This window comes from Enterococcus sp. DIV1096b (assembly GCF_050498765.1).
Lineage (GTDB): Bacteria > Bacillota > Bacilli > Lactobacillales > Enterococcaceae > Enterococcus_D > Enterococcus_D entomosocium.
Window position 1 is genome coordinate 3,284,024 of sequence record NZ_JBMHEK010000001.1, and the last position, 18,658, is coordinate 3,302,681.

General features: G+C 45.7%; 20 protein-coding genes. 6 read left to right on the top strand and 14 right to left on the bottom strand.

Features of this window, described 5'->3' with window-relative positions; genetic code table 11:
* Nucleotides 1-31 precede the first annotated feature (31 nt).
* Nucleotides 32-637 carry an NADPH-dependent FMN reductase gene (locus IGJ17_RS15475; RefSeq protein WP_005233311.1) on the bottom strand — a complete coding sequence of 202 codons (606 nt, stop codon included), beginning with the start codon at nucleotides 635-637 and terminating at the stop codon, nucleotides 32-34.
* Between the two features lie 201 nt (nucleotides 638-838).
* On the opposite strand from IGJ17_RS15475, the gene IGJ17_RS15480 reads away from it, so the two are divergent.
* The gene (locus IGJ17_RS15480; RefSeq protein ID WP_081119242.1) at nucleotides 839-1,684 is read left to right on the top strand and encodes a MarR family transcriptional regulator; all 846 of its coding nucleotides are present in this window, start codon (nucleotides 839-841) and stop codon (nucleotides 1,682-1,684) included.
* A 59-nt stretch (nucleotides 1,685-1,743) separates the two neighbouring features.
* Nucleotides 1,744-3,495, top strand: coding sequence for an ABC transporter ATP-binding protein (locus IGJ17_RS15485; RefSeq protein ID WP_008380198.1), 1,752 nt, complete (start codon nucleotides 1,744-1,746; stop codon nucleotides 3,493-3,495).
* Nucleotides 3,496-3,549: 54 nt separating this feature from the next.
* On the opposite strand, the gene IGJ17_RS15490 is transcribed toward IGJ17_RS15485, so the two are convergent.
* On the bottom strand, nucleotides 3,550-3,915 hold the full coding sequence (locus tag IGJ17_RS15490; protein WP_005233306.1) for a hypothetical protein: 366 nt from the start codon (nucleotides 3,913-3,915) through the stop codon (nucleotides 3,550-3,552).
* A gap of 163 nt (nucleotides 3,916-4,078) precedes the next feature.
* On the opposite strand from IGJ17_RS15490, the gene IGJ17_RS15495 reads away from it, so the two are divergent.
* Nucleotides 4,079-4,411 (top strand): helix-turn-helix domain-containing protein, encoded by a 333-nt coding sequence (locus IGJ17_RS15495; protein ID WP_005230670.1) that lies wholly within the window; start codon nucleotides 4,079-4,081, stop codon nucleotides 4,409-4,411.
* Between the two features lie 5 nt (nucleotides 4,412-4,416).
* Nucleotides 4,417-4,893 (top strand): ImmA/IrrE family metallo-endopeptidase, encoded by a 477-nt coding sequence (locus tag IGJ17_RS15500; RefSeq protein WP_429961594.1) that lies wholly within the window; start codon nucleotides 4,417-4,419, stop codon nucleotides 4,891-4,893.
* 69 nt (nucleotides 4,894-4,962) lie between these two features.
* On the opposite strand, the gene IGJ17_RS15505 is transcribed toward IGJ17_RS15500, so the two are convergent.
* The 5 genes from IGJ17_RS15505 to IGJ17_RS15525 form a co-directional block, all read right to left on the bottom strand.
* Nucleotides 4,963-5,775 carry a metallophosphoesterase family protein gene (locus IGJ17_RS15505; protein ID WP_016620314.1) on the bottom strand — a complete coding sequence of 271 codons (813 nt, stop codon included), beginning with the start codon at nucleotides 5,773-5,775 and terminating at the stop codon, nucleotides 4,963-4,965.
* Between the two features lie 4 nt (nucleotides 5,776-5,779).
* A complete protein-coding gene (gene phnE, locus IGJ17_RS15510) occupies nucleotides 5,780-6,562 on the bottom strand; it encodes a phosphonate ABC transporter, permease protein PhnE (protein WP_005230666.1) in 783 nt (260 codons plus the stop codon).
* Nucleotides 6,559-7,338, bottom strand: coding sequence for a phosphonate ABC transporter, permease protein PhnE (gene phnE, locus IGJ17_RS15515; RefSeq protein ID WP_008380208.1), 780 nt, complete (start codon nucleotides 7,336-7,338; stop codon nucleotides 6,559-6,561). The genes phnE (IGJ17_RS15510) and phnE (IGJ17_RS15515) overlap by 4 nt, the downstream gene beginning before the upstream one ends.
* Entirely contained in the window at nucleotides 7,310-8,101 is a 792-nt protein-coding gene (phnC, locus tag IGJ17_RS15520; RefSeq protein WP_005230661.1) for a phosphonate ABC transporter ATP-binding protein, read from the bottom strand. The genes phnE (IGJ17_RS15515) and phnC overlap by 29 nt, the downstream gene beginning before the upstream one ends.
* Before the next feature lie 160 nt (nucleotides 8,102-8,261).
* Entirely contained in the window at nucleotides 8,262-9,191 is a 930-nt protein-coding gene (locus IGJ17_RS15525; RefSeq protein ID WP_429961595.1) for a phosphate/phosphite/phosphonate ABC transporter substrate-binding protein, read from the bottom strand.
* Nucleotides 9,192-9,387: 196 nt separating this feature from the next.
* Here IGJ17_RS15525 and IGJ17_RS15530 point away from each other — a divergent pair, with 196 nt between their 5' ends.
* A complete protein-coding gene (locus tag IGJ17_RS15530; protein WP_005233292.1) occupies nucleotides 9,388-10,059 on the top strand; it encodes a cyclic nucleotide-binding domain-containing protein in 672 nt (223 codons plus the stop codon).
* A 187-nt stretch (nucleotides 10,060-10,246) separates the two neighbouring features.
* Here the strand turns inward: IGJ17_RS15530 and IGJ17_RS15535 are convergent, their stop codons facing one another.
* The 7 genes from IGJ17_RS15535 to IGJ17_RS15565 all read right to left on the bottom strand — a co-directional run bounded on the left by IGJ17_RS15535 (nucleotide 10,247) and on the right by IGJ17_RS15565 (nucleotide 18,156).
* Nucleotides 10,247-12,118, bottom strand: coding sequence for a beta-glucoside-specific PTS transporter subunit IIABC (locus IGJ17_RS15535; RefSeq protein ID WP_086372413.1), 1,872 nt, complete (start codon nucleotides 12,116-12,118; stop codon nucleotides 10,247-10,249).
* A gap of 137 nt (nucleotides 12,119-12,255) precedes the next feature.
* A complete protein-coding gene (licT, locus tag IGJ17_RS15540; RefSeq protein ID WP_005233287.1) occupies nucleotides 12,256-13,098 on the bottom strand; it encodes a BglG family transcription antiterminator LicT in 843 nt (280 codons plus the stop codon).
* A 278-nt stretch (nucleotides 13,099-13,376) separates the two neighbouring features.
* Entirely contained in the window at nucleotides 13,377-14,282 is a 906-nt protein-coding gene (gene rarD, locus IGJ17_RS15545; protein ID WP_008380213.1) for an EamA family transporter RarD, read from the bottom strand.
* Nucleotides 14,283-14,438: 156 nt separating this feature from the next.
* Nucleotides 14,439-15,875, bottom strand: a complete 1,437-nt coding sequence (locus IGJ17_RS15550) for an MDR family MFS transporter (protein WP_228100784.1) — start codon at nucleotides 15,873-15,875, stop codon at nucleotides 14,439-14,441.
* Entirely contained in the window at nucleotides 15,872-16,312 is a 441-nt protein-coding gene (locus IGJ17_RS15555; protein ID WP_005230651.1) for a MarR family winged helix-turn-helix transcriptional regulator, read from the bottom strand. Before IGJ17_RS15555 ends, IGJ17_RS15550 begins: the two co-directional genes overlap by 4 nt.
* Nucleotides 16,313-16,462: 150 nt before the next feature.
* Nucleotides 16,463-17,449, bottom strand: coding sequence for a tRNA dihydrouridine synthase (locus IGJ17_RS15560; protein WP_005230648.1), 987 nt, complete (start codon nucleotides 17,447-17,449; stop codon nucleotides 16,463-16,465).
* Between the two features lie 146 nt (nucleotides 17,450-17,595).
* Complete coding sequence (locus IGJ17_RS15565; RefSeq protein WP_087664537.1) at nucleotides 17,596-18,156, bottom strand: TIGR00730 family Rossman fold protein; 561 nt, start codon at nucleotides 18,154-18,156, stop codon at nucleotides 17,596-17,598.
* Nucleotides 18,157-18,241: 85 nt separating this feature from the next.
* Here IGJ17_RS15565 and IGJ17_RS15570 point away from each other — a divergent pair, with 85 nt between their 5' ends.
* Nucleotides 18,242-18,583, top strand: coding sequence for a MazG nucleotide pyrophosphohydrolase domain-containing protein (locus tag IGJ17_RS15570; RefSeq protein ID WP_034872892.1), 342 nt, complete (start codon nucleotides 18,242-18,244; stop codon nucleotides 18,581-18,583).
* The last annotated feature ends 75 nt before the right edge of the window (nucleotides 18,584-18,658 follow it).

Consider the following 18,658-nt stretch of genomic DNA (forward strand, 5'->3'; position numbering starts at 1 on the left):
GGTTCCTCCTAAGATTGTTTTCGTTTGTTTTTTAACGATTGGCAAATGTGTCTGCCCAGTCCAGTAATTCCGTCAACATATCGTTCATTCCTGCCGTCATATGTTCGCCAGGAGTAAAGGTGGCAAAATTTTCAAAATCAGTAAATAAGTTGAAGGCTGGATTAGTGCGCACCGTGGCTACTTTTTGTTCCGCCAAAATCAAGCGAACTTGCTCAGCGGCCCGAATACCCCCTGCTGAACCATAGCTGACGATTGCTGCTGCTTTGTTGAACCATTCCTCGCGGGCGCTGTCTAACGCATTTTTCAAGGAAGCCGATAGCCCATGATTGTATTCTTGTACGATGAAGATATAACCGTCTAATTCAGCGATTTTTTCATTCCACGCTTGGTTCGCTTCGCCTGTACCCATAAAGGGCAAGTCGTAGTCTTTGATATCAATGATTTCAAATGAGCGGTCGCTATGTGCTCGTGCTGTTTGTAAAACGTAATTGGCTACTTGCGGACTCACGCGGCCTTCTCTCGTGCTGCCAACGATGATTCCGATTTTTTGCGCTTTTTTCTTTTCCGGAGTGCGATACACCTCTTTAATTACTTCTTTTTCAATTATTTGTTCTTTTTTCCCAAATCCAAAGACCATTCTTTTGTACTCCTTTTATTGTGTTTTCTTTAACGATGGACTCAGCATATCAAACTTACTTTTAGTAAGTCAATCATTTTGCTTACTTTTTGTTAGAAAAAAATCCCAGCTACTTCCTCTTGACATTCGTTCGGCACCGAACTATAATCAACTCATCGATATCATTAGGTACCGAACAATAATTCAAAAGGAGTGTTCTCAATGAGTACAATGACCGATCACTTAATGAAACAGCTTCGTTTTATCAGCGAAGCCAGCAATGCTTTTATGAGTCAAAATAACCAACGCCTTTCTGGACAGCAACGCGTCCTAGCCGTTTTAAATTTAGAAGATGGCTTGGTGCAAAATTACCTCGCAGAAGTTTTAGATTTACGGCCAAGTTCCTTGGCAGAACTATTGAAGAAAATGGAAAGCAGTGGGGATATCCAACGCAAAGAAGATGCAGCCGACAAAAGGATCAAACGAATCTTTCTGACAGAGACTGGACGAAAAAAAGCAGAAAAATTACTGGCACAAAAAGAAGCCGCCAGCAGTCAAACGTTTTTTGCTGGGTTAACAGAGGAAGAACAAACCGAATTTGCTCGTCTGCTTGAAAACATCGCCGCTGGGTGGGAAGCTGACTTTCAGCAACAGACGCAACGCTTTATTGACCCGATGGATCGTCTACAAGCTATGCAGGAGATCCGGGAACAGATGATGAAGCAATGGGGTGGAAATTGGCAGGAAATGACGAATGACGATCGCCGAAAAATGAAGCAACAAATGAAAGATACTTGGCAAGATATGGGCGCTGACGAGCGGCGTCAAATGAAAAAGCAGATCAAAGAAGCCATGCGGCAAATGCCATTTCCTGGACACCGCGGCATGTTTGGCAATCGGTCATTTGGGCCATTTGGGCCATTTGATAGTAGCGAGGCGAATGATCCACGGGACACATGGGGAAAAGGCAACTTTTTTGATGCCTACGGGTTTGGACAAGACCGCAAAGCAAGACCTGATTCCGCTTCTAAAGACGAAGCAGCCGAAGATGATTGGCAGGATTTCTAATAGCACCTAATGAAAAAGAAAAAGCTGCAGGACATCTTGCTTGTAGCGGAGGAAAACGAATGGAAACAACGACACCAACAGTGAACAAAAACAAATTTAAAATGAAAGACTTTATCCACCTGATCGTCAGTGTCAATCCCAAGAAAGGCTTGTTTCTTTTAGGGATGCTCTTTAGCCTGATCACGAGTGCCGCCAGTTTGGTCGTGCCGCAGCTGACGAAAACGCTAGTCGATGCCAGCGGCACCCCCACGTTCAGCACCTCCATGCTGGTCGTTTTGATCCTAGCCTTTGTGCTGCAATTAGGCGTAGGCACTTTAGGCGGCTTTCTCTTGCGCTATGTGGGAGAAAGTGCCGTGAAAACATTACGAGAACGTCTTTGGAAACATCTGCTGCATTTGCCAGTCAGCTATTTTGATGACCATAAGTCGGGGGAAAGCAGTTCGCGACTCGTTAATGATACTTCCGTGATCAAAGAACTAGTCACCTCGCAATTTCCCAGCTTTGTCACTGGCTTGATCCAATTGGTTGGTTCGATGATCATCTTGTTTTTGATGGATTGGAAGATGGCGGCGATCATGTTCAGTGCGGTGCCTTTGATCACCTTGATCATGTGGCCGATCGGCAAGATCATGTCGAAACTAGGACGCCAACTACAAGCAGCGACTGCCGATTTCAATGCGGATGCCAGCGAAAAACTCTCAGAGATCCGTTTGATCAAAGCCAGCAACGGAGAAGCTAGTGAACAAGAAAACGGTCGGCGCAACATTGGGGCAATCTTTACCCTCGGGGTCAAGGATGCGAAAGTTAGTGCGATTTTGCAGCCAATCATGACGACGGCAATGCTGGGATTACTCGTAGGAATCCTCGGTTATGGCGCGATCCGTGTCCAAGCCGGCACCTTGACGAGTGGCGCATTGATTGCTTTTCTACTGTATCTCTTTAATATTATTGCGCCTGTGACGACGTTTGCGATGTTCTTTTCACAAGTCCAAAAAGCGATGGGTGCTACGGAACGGATCCAAGAAATTTTGGATACGCCGCTGGAGCCGATCCAGGCAGCACCCAAAGCCGCTATCGACGGCGCAGTCCTACGGGCAGAACAGATCGATTTCAGTTACGATCCCAAACGGCCGATTTTGCAAAACATTTCTTTTGAAGCCAAACCCAACACCGTGATTGCTTTTGCGGGACCAAGCGGCGGCGGAAAATCCACGATCTTCGCTTTACTGGAACGCTTTTATGAACCCACTAGCGGGCGCTTGCTGATTGGTGAACAGCCGATAGCTGACATTGATCTGCAGGACTGGCGGGCACAGATCGGCTATGTTTCCCAAGACAGTGCGGTCTTTGCCGGTACGATTCGGGAAAACTTGCAATACGGATTAAGCCGAACACTGTCAGAGGAGGAATTGTGGCAAGGACTGGCATTGGCTTATGCCGATCAGTTCGTCCAAGAGTTCCCCGAAAAACTAGAAACACAAATCGGCGAACGCGGCGTCAAACTATCTGGCGGGCAAAAACAACGGATCGCCATCGCACGAGCATTCTTGCGAGACCCCAAGCTGCTGATGCTCGATGAAGCGACCGCCAGCCTAGATTCTCAGTCGGAAGAAAAGGTCCAGCGGGCGTTGGATCATCTAATGGAAGGGCGCACGACATTAGTGATCGCCCATCGCTTGTCGACCATCGTGGATGCCGATCAAATCTACTTTATAGAAAAAGGTACCATTACCGGTCAAGGTACCCATGCAGAATTGATCAACAATCACCCGCTTTATGCTGCCTACGTGAATGAACAAATGATCAATTAAAGAATAAAAACTAGAAAAAAAACTGCTTATTGATGGATAAGCAGTTTTTTTCTATTAGCCAACGGCTGAATGTTGCTTCTCTTCACGCGCCACAGGCACTTGATTCCCTCGCTGTAATTCTTTCAGCACCTGGTTTTCTGCCCGCAATAAATCCCTTTCGCTTTGGGCAGTAGCAAGCTTTCCTTGATAGACCAAGACTTCTTCTTGGTAGGTTTTGGCGGTCTTTTGGACTTCTTCTTCTAACTGATCGATTTTATGGGTCAATTCTTGATTGATCTGTTCATATTTTAGGTAAAGCTTTTGGGCATTTTCGATATTCGTTTGTTCCAAATTCGCTTTGCTGGATACTCGGGTAGCCAAATAAGTAAGTACACCAGTAATGAGTGACGGCAAGACAACTGTTACGATCGATGTATCCATGATCCTCCCCCATTCTTTTTGATACGATTCATATCATCTGTTTCCAGTATAAAAGATACGATTCGTATCGTCAACTGATGTGATATTTTTTATATCAAATAATACAAAAATAGATACAAATTATATCCAACGTGCTATACTACAAAAAAGGAGGCGATCACTCATGCTTGGCGAACGGCTAAGAACACTCAGACTACGAACCAACCAAACCCAACAGCAGATCGCAGATCAGCTAGGGATCACCCGCGCAGCGTATTCGCATTTCGAAAATGATCGTAACGAACCCGATGGCGAGACCATCGTCAAACTCGCGGAGATTTTTCAAGTATCCACCGATTTTTTATTAGGCAGACAAGTCCCGGCAGGCTTTACGCCGCCCTCTGCAAAAGTTCAAACCGTTGCGGCCCATATTGATGATGACGTCACCGATGAGCAGATGGAAGATATCCTCAGCTACATTGAATTTATAAAACAGCGGCACGCCCAAAAGGAATGATGGAAATGGATAAAGTAGAAGAACTGATGGCCGCCTACCCAGACTTGCACTTTATTTTCGATAAAAATATGCCTGATGGTCAGCAAGGATTGTACATCGATCACCATATTTACTTGAACCCTGACCAATCACAAGAAGACCTCTTGAGCACCATCGGTGAAGAAATCGGTCATTATTTGACCAGTGCTGGCGACATTACCGCCCAAGACACCAACGAAAAACGCAAACAAGAACGCAAAGCCCGTGACATTGGTTCTGCGATCGTGGTCACGCCCTATGATATCATCGCTTGTTTTGAAGAAGGCTGCAAAACGTTGGCGGCATGCGCTGATTTTTTAGGTGTCCCCCCACAAACCTTCAAAGACGCAGTCACCTATTATGCTCGCCGCTTTGACGGTATCAAAACCGAAGAAAACTATACCTTGTTTTTCCATATCGACGGCACGATTGAAGTTGTCAAAACCTTTGTCAATCAAGGTTAAGCCTTTTTTGCACAAAAACAGACGTTCCTTTCCTGCTGCTAAATTCAGCGTTGACGGAACGTCTGTTTTTTATCCTTGCATGTTGACCCGCATCAATACGCGGTTCGGTCGATAGTTTTCTGAGGATTGATGAACCAGCGCGCCTTCCTCAAAACGATACAAATTGTATCCATAGCGTTCTTCAAAACGGACCATCCCCTCGCCTTCATCTTCCCCGACAAACGACATACTTGCCACAGTATAGTAAGGAATCCCTGCGATCGTTCCCGTAAATGCATGATGGGTATGTCCACTGAGAATACAAGAGATCTGATACTGCTGCAATAATGCCACCAAACGATTGGCACCGGCCCATGCCGGCGTGCTTGCTTGATAAGGCAACAAATGATGGTGCGTCACAAAGATGATCTTTTTCTCTTTGAGCTGCGCCAGCGTGGCTTGCAGCCATTCAAACTGTCGCTCATCTACGATACCGTCGGCATAGCCGTAACAGGAATTATCGAAAGTCACGACCGCCAATGTCTCCGTTTCATAGACTTGATTAAAAGGTGTATCACTGGCCGTTTCTACTGACTTGCCTTGCCAGCCTTGGCGAAAATGCCGTTTAATATCATGATTGCCTAGCGTTACTACGATCGGCACTGAGCCAAAGGCTTTTTCTAGATAATGCTTCAAAGAGGCATAATCGGCAGGCGCGCCATCTTCGGTCAAATCACCGCTGATCACCACCAAATCAATCGCCCCTCGCGCCTTGGCATCTTGGATACACTCTTCAAGAGGAATCAAGGGATTTTGCATAGCTGCCAGCATTCCTTGATACCCTTCTTCACAAGGCAGGTAACTTTCTCGAAAATGGATATCTGATATATGCAATACATTCATAGGTTTATCTCAATTTCTTTCTGATGATTCCAGTCAACTGGTCTAATAAGAAGACGGTCACAACGACGCCCAACAAAATAATACTTACCTTGCTCCAGGTTCTGGTTTGAATAGCAAAAATCAATGGTGCACCGATCCCGCCGGCACCGACTAACCCTAACGTTGCCGCACTGCGGACCGCAATTTCAAAATGATTCAACGCAAAGGAACTATAGATGGGTGCTAAATAAGGAACCCGCACGAAAAACATCGTTTGCCAAAAGTTGGCACCGACTGCTTGCATCTCTTCCGTCAAGCGCTCATCCATGGCTTCCATTTCTTCCGTGAACAGCTTGCCCAGCATACCGATCTGGTGGACACCGATCGCCATAACCCCAGCGAAAGGTCCCGGACCTACCACACGGACAAAAATAATCGCATAAACTAGCTCTGGAAATGCCCGCAAGATATTGCAGATCATTTTGCCGATCTTCGCGACCCACGGCGCAGAAGACCATAGGTTGGCGGCACTCAGCAAGGTCACCGGTATCGCGCAGACTGTTGCGATCATCGTTCCTAGACAAGCGATCCCGATCGTCAGTAACAATAAGCTCCACAGATCCTCCCCGCTACCGTCGTAAAAGAAAGACCAGTCTGGCTGACTCAGCCCTTGCAGGACATCTCTTCCCATCGCTAAGGAAAAAGTACTCAATCCGGAATAATCCAGCGTCGCTGCGGATAATGCCAGTAAGATAGCAAAGAGTCCCCATAACAGCCAAGTCGTTTTCTTCACTTCTCTGATCATCATAGGAATGACCTCCTTACCCGCTCACTTAGAAAATCAACGATCGCTACCGTTAACAAAATCGTCAAGATAATGATCGAGACCCGTTCATAATTCAACAATGCCAATGAGGCGTTCAAGATGACCCCGATCCCGCCGGCACCAACATATCCTAACACCGTCGAAGCTCGAACATTGACTTCAAAGGCATAAAAAGTATAGCTGGCAAACTGGCTGATGACTTGAGGTATGATCGCCCAAACAGTCACTTGAAATTTATTTGCCCCTACCGCCGCCGCTGCTTCGATTGGCGCAAAATCAATGGTTTCGATCGCTTGGAACATCAGCTGTGAAACCATCCCAAAGGTAAAGACCGCGATGGTCAAAACACCAGTGGCTTCACCGATCCCAAAAATCGCTACGAACAATGCCGCCAACAATAAATTGGGGATCGTCCGCACCAGACCTAAGAGAAAACGCATCGGCACAGAGACCCACCGGCTTTCTGTCACGACTGTCGTCGCCAACAGACTCACCGGTATCGCTGCGACTACTCCTAAAACGGTGCCTAAAAAGGACATCTGCAATGTCTTGATCAAGGGCATCATCAGTTGTGGTAAATAACTAAAATCCGGATGCAAAAAGCGAGCCATGAAAGCCGTCATCTGGCTTCGATTCGACCACACTTGGGCAAAATCAGCCCCCGTGATCCAGGCACTGCTTTGAAAAAAGAGCAGCAATAAAAGAATCAGCAGCAGGTGTTTGTACCAATTAAAATGAACTGTTTCTTTCAGTTTCATCGATTTCTCCTGCCTTTTCTTCAAAAATTGCTTTCCCATAGATTTGTTCTAAACGCTGATCCGTCAAAGCGGCTGCGTTGCCGTCAAAAACGATTGCACCTGCTTTTAAGGCAATGATCCTTGTCGCATACTGACGAGCCAAGGGAATCGAATGCAGATTGATGACAATCGTTTTGCCCATTTCTTGATTGATCTTCTTCAGATCCTCCATCACTTTCTCTGTCGTGATGGGATCTAGCGATGCCACGGGTTCATCTGCTAAAATCACTGGTGCTTGTTGGACCAAGGCACGGGCGATGGATACCCGCTGCTGTTGCCCACCACTCAACTGGTCGCTTCTCGTTTGCAGTTTGTCTGACAAGCCGACAGTCGCTAGTGCTTCTTTCGTTCTTTCGTAGTCTTCTTTCGTAAACAACCCTAAAATACTTTTCCATGTCCCGTAATACCCCAAACGACCAGATAGCACATTCTTTTGGACAGTACTACGTTTGACCAAATTGAAGCTTTGGGAGATCAATCCGATTTGTCGGCGAATCAAGCGCAATTCTTTTTTATTGGCTTTCGTGACTGATTTGCCATCTACCCGGATATCTCCTTCAGTGATTGGCACTAAGCGATTGATCGAGCGCAAAAAGGTACTCTTACCAGCACCGCTCAAACCAATGATTGCCACAAATTCTCCTTGTTCAATCGTTACATCTATGTTCTGTAATCCTTTGACCCCATTCGGGTAGACTTTGGATACATTCTCAAAAGTTATCATCTGTCTTCTCCATTATGTAGGGACCGCGGCAAAGTTTCCCCAATCGGTCACGGTCTATCTCACTAAAAAATGCACTGATACTGCGTATTCCACCTATTCCCCTAGTAAATCGCTGCACATCTCCGTGTCCCGTTATCCTTCTACCGCAATCCCTGATTTTTTACTCTGCTGCTCGTTTAGTATAGTCGCGAATGGTATCGTAAGCAGAATCAGCTGCTTCTTCATACCCTTGGTGTCCCCACAAGCTCATTGCTTCGGCGCCTTCTTCATCGTCTGCCATATTCAAGAACACTTCTTTGATCTGCTCTTTTAGTTCAGCATCCATCGTCGGTTGAACGGCAATGGCGTCATTCGGGATGTCCCCTTCGGTTAAGTAAAGAACTTTTAGATCTTCGAATAAATCGTTATCTGGGAAGCTTGACGCAAAGACATTCCGTGCCCCTTGAAACACAAAGGCGGCATCCATCTGACCATTCAAGACTGCAGTGATCTCACTTGGAATATCGTTCACCGTCGTTAATGTAGCATCCGTCGTTGGATCAACTCCTGCATCTTTCAACTCGGCAACTGGGTAAATATAGCCGCTGGCAGAGTTCGGACTCAATGTAGCGATTTTTTTCCCTTTTAAGTCCGTCAATTCTGTCATATCGCTATCCGCACGTACCAAGATCTCCCCTTTGAAGGTATTGGTTTTTTCGCCTTCTAATGGCAAGCCGGTCTCTGGATCATAGGCACCTAATTGAGAAGTCAAAATCGCTTCTGCTGCATCCATATCTTTGGCTTGAACATAAGCGGCTGGCGGCATGATCCCTAAATCAACTTGTCCAGAAGTCATCGCTTCTACGATCGTCGAATAATCCGTTGCTAACGTTACTTCTACTTCACGGTCTAATTTTTTTGATAAATACTCAGCAAACGGTTTTGCTTTGGCTTGCATCGAGCCGTCATTATTGGTCGGTACGAATTGTACCACCAGCTTTTCTTTTTCGGCTGCGGCACTGCTGTCGCTGCTGCTCCCATTCCCACAGCCGGTCAATGCTGCAACTAACGCAATTCCTAACATCCCTTTAACAATTCGTTTCAATGGCATTTTTTCTCCTCCTAATGGTTTGAAGCTTTCTTACATTCAAATCATACCAAGTATCCCTTCAAAATGAAGTGACACATGTCCTATTTTACCTTATTTTTACATACAATTTACATTAGTTTTTATTTATCGTTCGTGTTGAGTCAAAAGGGGAACTAAGCTATACTTAAAGAAAACCATTCAGGAGTGGCTGATTCCCATGAAAAAAATCGATGATACCGCACGCCTCAGTAATTACATTGACACATACGATCTGCAATCTTATATGGACAATGATTTGTTAGCGATGGCCACTTTGCATTCCTTTGAAAAAGAAGAGCACCTGATTCGAACGGGCACGCCTTCTGAATACTTGTATTTTCTCGTGGAAGGAACCGTGATGGTCTATTCCTTCTCTTCGGATACCCAAACGATTTGTATTGATTACGCCAAGCCGGCTGCACCTTTAGGGGAAGCTTCCTCTTTATGGGAACTCTTGCCGAAAAGCAGTGTCAAAGCCGCTTCTGCTTGCGTCTGCGTCTGCATCCCTTTGAATCGCTACCGCAGCACCTTGCAACAAGACGTCCGCTTTTTGCAAACCATCTGTCAGTTGCTCAGTTCCCGCTTGAATTCGGGGATCAACTTAGCGAATTCATTGACGGAACCTGTAGAGACACGGTTGGCCAAATTTATTCTTGCGCATCAAGAAAACCAACACTTTTCCTTTCAGTTAACCACCTGTGCCGCAATCTTGAATGTCAGCTATCGCCACCTGCTGCGAACCTTTACCAGCTTTCGTGAAGACAAGCTGATCGAAAAACAAAAACAGGGCTATGCAATTCTCGATTTCCCCGCTTTAGAGTCGCTTGCCGAAAATTTAAGCCATGTATAAGGAGCAGCCCATAAGAATGTTCGGATTTTCCCTGAGTACGCGTTCCTGCTGTTGGTCTTGCCCTTAACTAGCGCTGTGACAAGCATTCTCCACCGAAGAAGGCAAGCGAGACCGGCAACTGCGCCTTATTTTCTTACAAAAAACCCGATCCTTGCTGATATTCAGTCGAGGATCGGGTTTCTTTTGCTTATTTTACGATGGCTAAGAAGTCTTCTCCTTGCAAGACATCGGTTTGATTCATATCCATCACATCTAAATATTGCGGCGTATTCGTCACAACGATTGGTGTAATCGTGGATAAGCCGGCAGCTTTGATCGTATCTAGATCAAACTTCACCAACAAATCACCGCGTTTGACTTGATCGTCTTGTTTAACAAAGACCTCAAAGCCTTTGCCATCTAGTTCCACGGTATCCATACCAATATGCATCAAGACTTCTGCTCCATCCGTAGTGGTCAAACCAACAGCATGGCCGGTAGGAAAGAGCGTCGTGATGGTGCCATCTGCCGGCGCATACAAAGCCCCGACGGTCGGTTCGATGGCGATGCCTTTTCCTAATGCACCAGAAGAAAAGACTTGGTCTTTGACTTCTGCTAAGGGAACCACTTTGCCTTCTAACGGACTACTGAGGATCACTCGTTCTTTAGACGAACTATCTGTGGGTGCTGCTGGCTCTTTTGCTGGTGCTGCACTGGCTTCGGTTGCTGGCTGATCTTCAAAACGTAAGAAGAAGGTCAAGACAAACGCGGCGCCAAAAGCGATAGCCGTTCCGATTGAAGCTGCGATCAGACCACTTAGATCTTTCGTATCTTGTGGGATAAAGGAAGGAAGACTTAGTAAGCTGACTAACCCAAAGGTATAGTTTTCGACTTGGCTGAAGCCGATGAAGGCTCCCCCGATGGCACCACTGATACACGCGGCGATAAATGGTTTTTTCAATGGCAAGGTTACCCCATACACCGTCGGTTCTGTGATCCCAAAAATTGAGGTGATCGTTGAAGAAAGGGCCAAGCCTTTCAATTTCACATTTTTTGTCATAAAGAACACTGCTAGCGCTGCACCACCTTGAGAAAGGACAGCTGGCAACAGCATTGGTACCATGGTATCGACACCGGTTTGACTGAGATTCAACATGATGATCGGCACAAAGCCCCAGTGCATGCCAAACATCACAAAGACTTGCCATAAACCACCCATAACAGCACCAGCGATCAGTGGGCTGAAGTGGTAAATGCTGTCGTAAGCACTACCTAACAAGTTTCCTAAAATCGTTCCTAGTGGACCGACGACAATAAAGGTCAATGGCGCCATGATCAAGAAGACCGCTAAAGGTACACAGATGATCTGTAAGAAGCTAGGAATGACTTTTTTAAAGAAACGCTCCACATAGCTTTGTAAAAAGACCGCTAAAATAATCGGAATGACTGAAGACGTATAAGCACTAGCACCAATAATGACCGGTAGGCCTAAGAAACTCAAGGTTTGTCCAGCCAAAGCGGTAATGTCTGGATGAACCAACGCCATCGCTAAGGAAACCGCTAGAAATTCATTGGTGCGAAACTTTTTCGCTGCAGTAAAAGCCAACATCACTGGTAAATAGGTAAACAACCCATCGGCAATCGCATACAATACGGTGTAGACCCCAGAATCAGCTGCTAACCAATTCAAGGTGACTGCCAGCGTCAAGAATCCTTTTAAGACCCCGGCACCTGCCATTGCGCCTAAAAACGGCGTGAAGATCGACGAAATAATATCCACCAGTTGATTCAACAGGTTGCCTTTGTCGCCTTTGCTGTCTGCTTCACCATCGAAGTTCGCTACTCCATTCAATTCACGGTAAACGTCGCTGACATGACTGCCGATCACCACTTGGTATTGTCCGCCGCTTTGAACGACTTGGATCACGTCGTCGTCTTGATTCAAGCGTGCCGTATCCGCTTTGTTCTCATCTTTTAATTTGAAACGCAAGCGGGTCGCACAATGCACCACGCTATTGACATTTTCTTTGCCGCCCACCGCATCGAGGACGCGAACGGCAATTTCTTTATTTGAACTCATTTTTTCAACACTCCTTTTTTAATAAAAAAACCCAGATTGAAAAAACGACCGTCCAACGAGTCTTTTCCTCGCTGACTGTTGTCTTTTCAATCTGGGTATTGCCTGCCTGACAGTAACAATCCGTTAATGATTGAATGTTAATTGGTTTGATCATTGACGACACGTTCGATATGGATCGTTAAGTAGATCATTTCTGATTCACCGATCGATTTGTCGTAGGTTTTGATCAAATATTCGTTGATCCGTTGAACCGTTTGAAACGCTTTAGGGTACTTCGATTGCACAAGGGCAAATAAAAATTCATCTTTTTCCCCCGAAAGTTCATCGCTTAAATAGCGCTGCGCAAAATACTGTAAATGCGTGGTGATCCGTTGATAGTTCAAGGAATCTGGGTTAAAGACTCGTCCATAAAAACGACTGATGATCGCCAATACGTCACGAACGATCTCTACCGCTTGCATCGTGGTTTCCATCGTACCATTTGCTTGTTCGCTATTGACGATATGAAAGGCGATAAAGCCAATTTCCGATTCCGGCAATGAAATCCCGAAGACTTTTTCAAAATAAGCAACGGCATCTGCTGCAACCGCATACTCTTTCGGATAAAATTTGCGGGTCTCAAACAACAATGGATTCGGCAGCTCAATGCCTTCACGTGCCCGAACTAGCGCATAATGGATATGATCGGTCAGTGTCAAATAAATATTTGGCGACAGCTCGATCCCCAATGACGCTTCTGCATCATCCACCACTTGCTTGACGGCTTCGACTTCTTCCACAGGAATGTCTGAAAACAATTGCTGAAACTGATTTGCGGTAAACGTATCCTTTAACACAAATTCTTTTTCGACAAAGGCTTCATCCACTGGATCGCCGACCTTCTTCTTAAACGCAATGCCACGACCCATATAGATCACTTCCTGACCGGCATCATTGGTCGAGATGACGACATTATTATTTAATATTTTCCCAATAACCATCGTTTTCCCTCACTCCAAAATAAAAAAACCTAGAATCTCCCCATTAGCGCGCTACGGTCAATTCTGGTTTTGCCTGCCGAACAGTAACAATCCTTGTAACTGAAAGAATAATAACACACCCCTGTGGCAGATGCAACCCTTTTCAATCAGAATTTCTGCAACGTGCTTTTCCTTTGTTATACCATTGAACAATTCTCCTTGCAACATCCTTCACTATCTAAATTGAGTTGTTTTTTAATAAAAAAAGGAACGGCTCAGCTGCAGCCATTCCTGATGTATCAGAGTTGCTTTCTTTGCTGTCCCATGCGCCGCTCTTTCATAGCCGTGCCTAACGTACCATAGGTGAAGACCGCGATCCCTAGCCAAATAAACGCAAAGGCGGAAAATTGGGCCAGTGAATAGGTTTCGTGAAACAAAAAGATGGCCAACAAAAGCATGATCGTCGGGTTGACGTATTGAATAAACCCAAGCGTAATGTAAGAAACATTTTTCGCGGCTTCCGCAAACAGCAACAGCGGAATAGCCGTCACGATCCCGGCACCCATCAATAAGAGATTGGTTTGCAAGGGATAATTCATAAAGCCGACGGTTGAAAATCCTAAAATATACACGAGCGCAAAGGGGAAAATCACCATCGTTTCGATCGTTAACCCAGTAACCGAACTAATGGGGATCCTTTTTTTGATCAAGCCATACGTACTAAAGGAAAAGGCCATGATCAGTGAGGCATAAGGAATCGTTCCTGTTTGGATCGATAATAAGATCACCCCGATACTTGCCAGCAGACACGCCAGCATGCCAGTACGACTAAGACGTTCTTTCAAAAAAACGGTTGCTAACAAGACATTGACTAGCGGATTGATATAATAGCCTAAGCTGGCTTGCATCACATGGCCCGCACTCACCGCAAAGATAAAGGTGAACCAGTTGATGGAGATCAGCACAGAAGCTAAAACGATCAGTCCAGCAAACACTTTGTTCTTCCACAGCAGACGCGCTTCTTGTAAAAATTGCTTTTTCTTCCCGGAAAGCAAAATAAACAGCACCATAAAAACAAAGGACCACACGATTCGGTAGCACATCGTTGCTAATGGCGAAACCCCAACGATTATTTTCCAATATAGTGTGACCAAGCCCCACAAGACATAGGCAGACAACCCAAAATAAACGCCTTTATTCTTCATTTTCTCCCTGATTTTTTTCCATGAAAACAAGTCTTTCCTGAAAAAAAATACTCCTCCTAAACCATAAGTTATCTTATTATATCGAATTTTTTGGTTTTTCATAGAGTTTCATGAAATAAATCAAGAAAAGCACCCTTCAAAGAAAGGTGCCCCTCTTTATTCCAGCGGTTCCTCCGCACCTTCCAGCCACACGGCTTCTGGTTTCTGATCACGAATCAAAAATAGCCCCGTTGCAAACAGCAGACCAGAAGCGATCGTCATCAATAAGAAAGAAACATTCATCCCGTGAAGCAGTGCACTCGTCCCCGTTAAGGTCGTGCTGTTTTGCGCCACACTATTCATGATCCCGACAAATAATGCTGTCCCGATAGCGCCTGCCACCGTCCGCAAAGAAGTCAATAATGCTGTTCCATGCGCCGTCAACTGCGGCGGAATATTTTTATTTCCCCACGTCACGAAGGGCATCAACAAACAGCCTGTGGCGGCACAGCGCAGCATGTTCAAGACCACTGCTACCCAAATACCCGTGTGTATATGGATGAAATACATGCCGATGTTGCTCAAGACCAGTGAGCCGCCGCCGAAAATCGTCAACAGACGGATGCCGACTTTGTCATAGATTCGTCCAGCCACCGGACTTAAAAAAGCCGAGACTAGGGAACCTGGCAAAACGACTAATCCTGAGATCGTCGCTGATTTGCCTAAAATCGACTGCACATAAAGCGGCATCAGCATCGCCGAACCCATCAAGACCAAGTAAAGCATGATACTGCCAAAGACACTGATGGCATACTCTTTTGTTTTTAAGACCCGCAGATCCAAAAATGGGGTTTCTGCTCTTAATTGACGGAAGACAAAGAAGATCCCTGCTATTAAACCGATCGCTAAGGTTCCTAAAACCGGCAAGCTGAAAAAGCCATAGCTGCCGATGTTTCCAAAGCCTAAAGTGATCCCACCAAAGGCGAAGGCACTCAAAACAAAAGAGGTCTGATCAAATTTGCTGTTGCTTACTGGCAACACATCATCAAAAACCTTTATGGCCCAAATCAATGAGATCAAAACAATCACGGCAACGATATAAAAAATCGCATGCCAGTTCAAGCGGTCCACGATCAGCCCAGCGATCGTCGGTGCGATCACAGGTGCCGCGGTGATTGAGAGTCCATACCAGCCCATCACGACACCGATGCGATTGATCGGATAAATCGATAAGAGGATCACTTGTGCCATCGCGGTCAAGATTCCATTGCCTACGGCCTGCAAAATACGAGCAAGCATCATGACTAGAAAATTGGGCGCTGTGGCACAAAGCAGCAAACCCACCAGAGCGATTCCTAATGCAGCGAGATAGAGCTTTTTGGTTGGCACACGATTCATAAGATATGCCGTCAAGGGCATAACGATCGCCATTGCCAAAGAATACCCGCTAGTCAGCCATTGGCCCGTAGTGACGGAAATCTGCAAGTCATTGACGATGGCGGGTAAAGCCGTCGTCAATGCGGTCGCCAACATGGATACGGCAATACATGTAATCATTAAATTAATAAAAATCAGCGTCCGCTGACGTTCCGTTCGTTGGACTGTTTCACTCAATCAACGTCCGCCTCCTTCTCAAGATAAAACTGTTCGATTTTTGCTAAGGCTTGACCAAAGGCTTGTTTTTCTTCTGCCGTCAAATAGGTCAGCATTTCTTGGTGCGCCTTGCTGCGTTTTTCTTTCATTCGCTGTGCCTCTTCCTTGCCTGCTTCTGTCAGCGAAATCAAATGACTGCGTTTATCTTTCGGATCGACTTCTTTTTGGATCAGCCCTTTTTCAGCCAGTTTCTTTAGTAGTTCGCCAGTGGATGTCGAACGAATCGCTAAATACGCGGCGAGATCTTTTTGGGTCAACGTGCCTTTTTCGTCCAATACCAGTAAGCAATTGAACTGCCCCCGTCCCGGCATAAAGCGTCCATACTTTTGTTCCGCATACCGCCGATTTAATTTATACACTTCAAACAATCGTTCCACGATTTCTTGTTCGGAAACCATCGATCTTCAGCTCCTTTCGCCTCTTCACTATTTAGATAGGTACCTAGTTAAAAGTCCGTTCTCCATTTTACATAGGTACCTATCTATTGTCAAGAAAGGATTGACATTGAGAGCGGGTACAGCAACCAAAAACGAAAAAAGCATTGAAACTTACGCTTCAATACTTTCCTCGTGGTTCTTTTTCTCCGCAAACTCTGCCAGCAGTTGCCGAACTTCATCCGTTGATTTGGTATTCATCAATTTTGCCCGCAAATCACTGGCTCCAGGGAAGCCTTTGACATAGATTTTAAAGAAACGATGCAATCCTGCGATCGAGCGTGGCACCATTTTGGCGTAATGATCCTGCAAGTCTAATTGCAGCTGTAGCAAGCCTAATAGCTCTTCTGAGGTATGCTCTTTCGGTTCTTTTTCAAAGGCATAGGGATTCTTGAAAATACCCCGACCGATCATGATTCCGTCTACGCCATATTTTTCTGCTAGCTCTAAACCTTTGGTACGATCAGGGATATCGCCGTTGATCGTCAGCTTCGTTTGTGGGGCGATTCGGTCCCGCAAGGCCACCACTTCAGGAATCAATTCCCAATGGGCATCGACCTTGCTCATTTCTTTGCGGGTTCGTAAATGGATCGAAAGGTTAGCGATATCTTGTTGCAGGACATGGGTCAACCAGGCTTCCATTTCCCCTAGTTCGGTATAGCCCAAACGCGTCTTGACGCTGACCGGCAAGCCGCCAGCTTTGGCTGCTTGGATCAGCTCAGCAGCAACTTCTGGTCGCAAGATTAAGCCGCTGCCTTTGCCTCGTCCGGCAACGTTTGGCACTGGACAGCCCATATTTAAGTCAATCCCTTTAAAGCCCATCTCGGCTAATCCGATACTCATTTCACGGAAATACTCTGGCTTGTCTCCCCAAATGTGGGCTACCATCGGTTGCTCATCTTCGGTGAAGACTAAACGTCCCCGCACACTGTCGCGTCCTTCTGGATGACAGTAACTATCGGAGTTGGTAAATTCCGTAAAGAAAACATCTGGTGCGCCGGCAGCTTGAACGACATGCCGAAAAACGACATCGGTGACATCTTCCATTGGTGCTAGAATAAAAAAAGGCTTCGGCAATTCAGCCCAAAAATTTGTTGTCATGATTTACGCTCCATTTCTTTGTCCAAGGATCTTATTTTATGACCCCACTTGCAAAACAAACCCCATTATACTAAGAATGCGTCAAAGAAGCAAAAGAGCAAGACGACACCCGCCGGTGCTTCGCCTTGCTCTTTTGCAACAGACGCTTAATACTGCCGAATAACTGGCGGTTCGTAGGCTTGAATAAAGGCTTCAAGTTCATTCGTTGTTTGCGCAAAACCGATTTTTTCGCGATCGGCCTGCGTCAAGAACTCATTTTCCACCATGTTGTCATACAAGGCTCTCGTTGCGCGGTAAAAGTTGTTCACATCATAAAAAGCACAAGGATTCGGGTTTTGACCGATTCTTGACCACGAGATCATCTCCGTGATTTCTTCCAGCGTCCCGGGACCACCTGGCAGTGCGACAAACGCCTGCGACAATTCGAACATTTTTCGTTTTCTTTCTGACATCGTCTCGACGACATGGAGTTCGGTCAATCCAGGATGTGCTAGTTCCCGATCTTTTAAAAAGGTTGGGATCACCCCGATCACCTGACCGCCATTTTCTAAGACAGCATCTGCCAGCACGCCCATCAAGCCCGCTTTTCCGCCGCCATAGACCAGCGTATTTTGCCGTGAAGCGATCCACTGCCCCAATTCTTGGGCGGCTGTTGCAAAACTAGGTTCATTACCGACACTGGCACCACAATAGACTGCAATTTTCATAAAACTCTCCATCATCCTTCTCAATCATTTTGAAATAGTATATCATGATTCTGATAAAGGTTCTGGGAAAGGATGGAAAAAAATTATGAACATTGAGGAATATCAACGATTTATCAGTGACTTCTACAAAGCCCGCAACTGGTATCAATATGATCCGTTTATTCGGGCGAATTTTTTAGCAGAAGAAGTCGGGGAAGTGAGCCGTGCCATTCGGACATTGGAGATTGGCCGTGACCGTCCCGATGAGCAAGAAGGCTTGCCGGAAGAAAAACTGGCAAATCTGACGGAAGAATTGGGCGATGTACTGGATAACTTATTTATTCTCGCCGATAAATACGATATTTCTCTGGAAACAATCATGCAAAAACACAAAGAAAAGCTTTTGTCTCGCTATCAAATGAACCAAGAGACAGAAAAAAACAGCTAACGGGCTACTTGTTGCGTAACGGGCAGCGGCAAAGGTTGCTTTTCCCAAATACAAAAAACCAACGTTTCTGTGGTC

Excerpts from the sequence above, each read along its gene's own strand:
- IGJ17_RS15475 (WP_005233311.1), bottom strand. The coding sequence starts at position 637 with ATGGTCTTTGGATTTGGGAAAAAAGAACAAATAATTGAAAAAGAAGTA.
- IGJ17_RS15480 (WP_081119242.1), top strand. The coding sequence starts at position 839 with ATGAGTACAATGACCGATCACTTAATGAAACAGCTTCGTTTTATCAGC.
- IGJ17_RS15485 (WP_008380198.1), top strand. The coding sequence starts at position 1,744 with ATGGAAACAACGACACCAACAGTGAACAAAAACAAATTTAAAATGAAA.
- IGJ17_RS15490 (WP_005233306.1), bottom strand. The coding sequence starts at position 3,915 with ATGGATACATCGATCGTAACAGTTGTCTTGCCGTCACTCATTACTGGT.
- IGJ17_RS15495 (WP_005230670.1), top strand. The coding sequence starts at position 4,079 with ATGCTTGGCGAACGGCTAAGAACACTCAGACTACGAACCAACCAAACC.
- IGJ17_RS15500 (WP_429961594.1), top strand. The coding sequence starts at position 4,417 with ATGGATAAAGTAGAAGAACTGATGGCCGCCTACCCAGACTTGCACTTT.
- IGJ17_RS15505 (WP_016620314.1), bottom strand. The coding sequence starts at position 5,775 with ATGAATGTATTGCATATATCAGATATCCATTTTCGAGAAAGTTACCTG.
- phnE (WP_005230666.1), bottom strand. The coding sequence starts at position 6,562 with ATGATGATCAGAGAAGTGAAGAAAACGACTTGGCTGTTATGGGGACTC.
- phnE (WP_008380208.1), bottom strand. The coding sequence starts at position 7,338 with ATGAAACTGAAAGAAACAGTTCATTTTAATTGGTACAAACACCTGCTG.
- phnC (WP_005230661.1), bottom strand. The coding sequence starts at position 8,101 with ATGATAACTTTTGAGAATGTATCCAAAGTCTACCCGAATGGGGTCAAA.
- IGJ17_RS15525 (WP_429961595.1), bottom strand. The coding sequence starts at position 9,191 with ATGCCATTGAAACGAATTGTTAAAGGGATGTTAGGAATTGCGTTAGTT.
- IGJ17_RS15530 (WP_005233292.1), top strand. The coding sequence starts at position 9,388 with ATGAAAAAAATCGATGATACCGCACGCCTCAGTAATTACATTGACACA.
- IGJ17_RS15535 (WP_086372413.1), bottom strand. The coding sequence starts at position 12,118 with ATGAGTTCAAATAAAGAAATTGCCGTTCGCGTCCTCGATGCGGTGGGC.
- licT (WP_005233287.1), bottom strand. The coding sequence starts at position 13,098 with ATGGTTATTGGGAAAATATTAAATAATAATGTCGTCATCTCGACCAAT.
- rarD (WP_008380213.1), bottom strand. The coding sequence starts at position 14,282 with ATGAAGAATAAAGGCGTTTATTTTGGGTTGTCTGCCTATGTCTTGTGG.
- IGJ17_RS15555 (WP_005230651.1), bottom strand. The coding sequence starts at position 16,312 with ATGGTTTCCGAACAAGAAATCGTGGAACGATTGTTTGAAGTGTATAAA.
- IGJ17_RS15560 (WP_005230648.1), bottom strand. The coding sequence starts at position 17,449 with ATGACAACAAATTTTTGGGCTGAATTGCCGAAGCCTTTTTTTATTCTA.
- IGJ17_RS15565 (WP_087664537.1), bottom strand. The coding sequence starts at position 18,156 with ATGAAAATTGCAGTCTATTGTGGTGCCAGTGTCGGTAATGAACCTAGT.
- IGJ17_RS15570 (WP_034872892.1), top strand. The coding sequence starts at position 18,242 with ATGAACATTGAGGAATATCAACGATTTATCAGTGACTTCTACAAAGCC.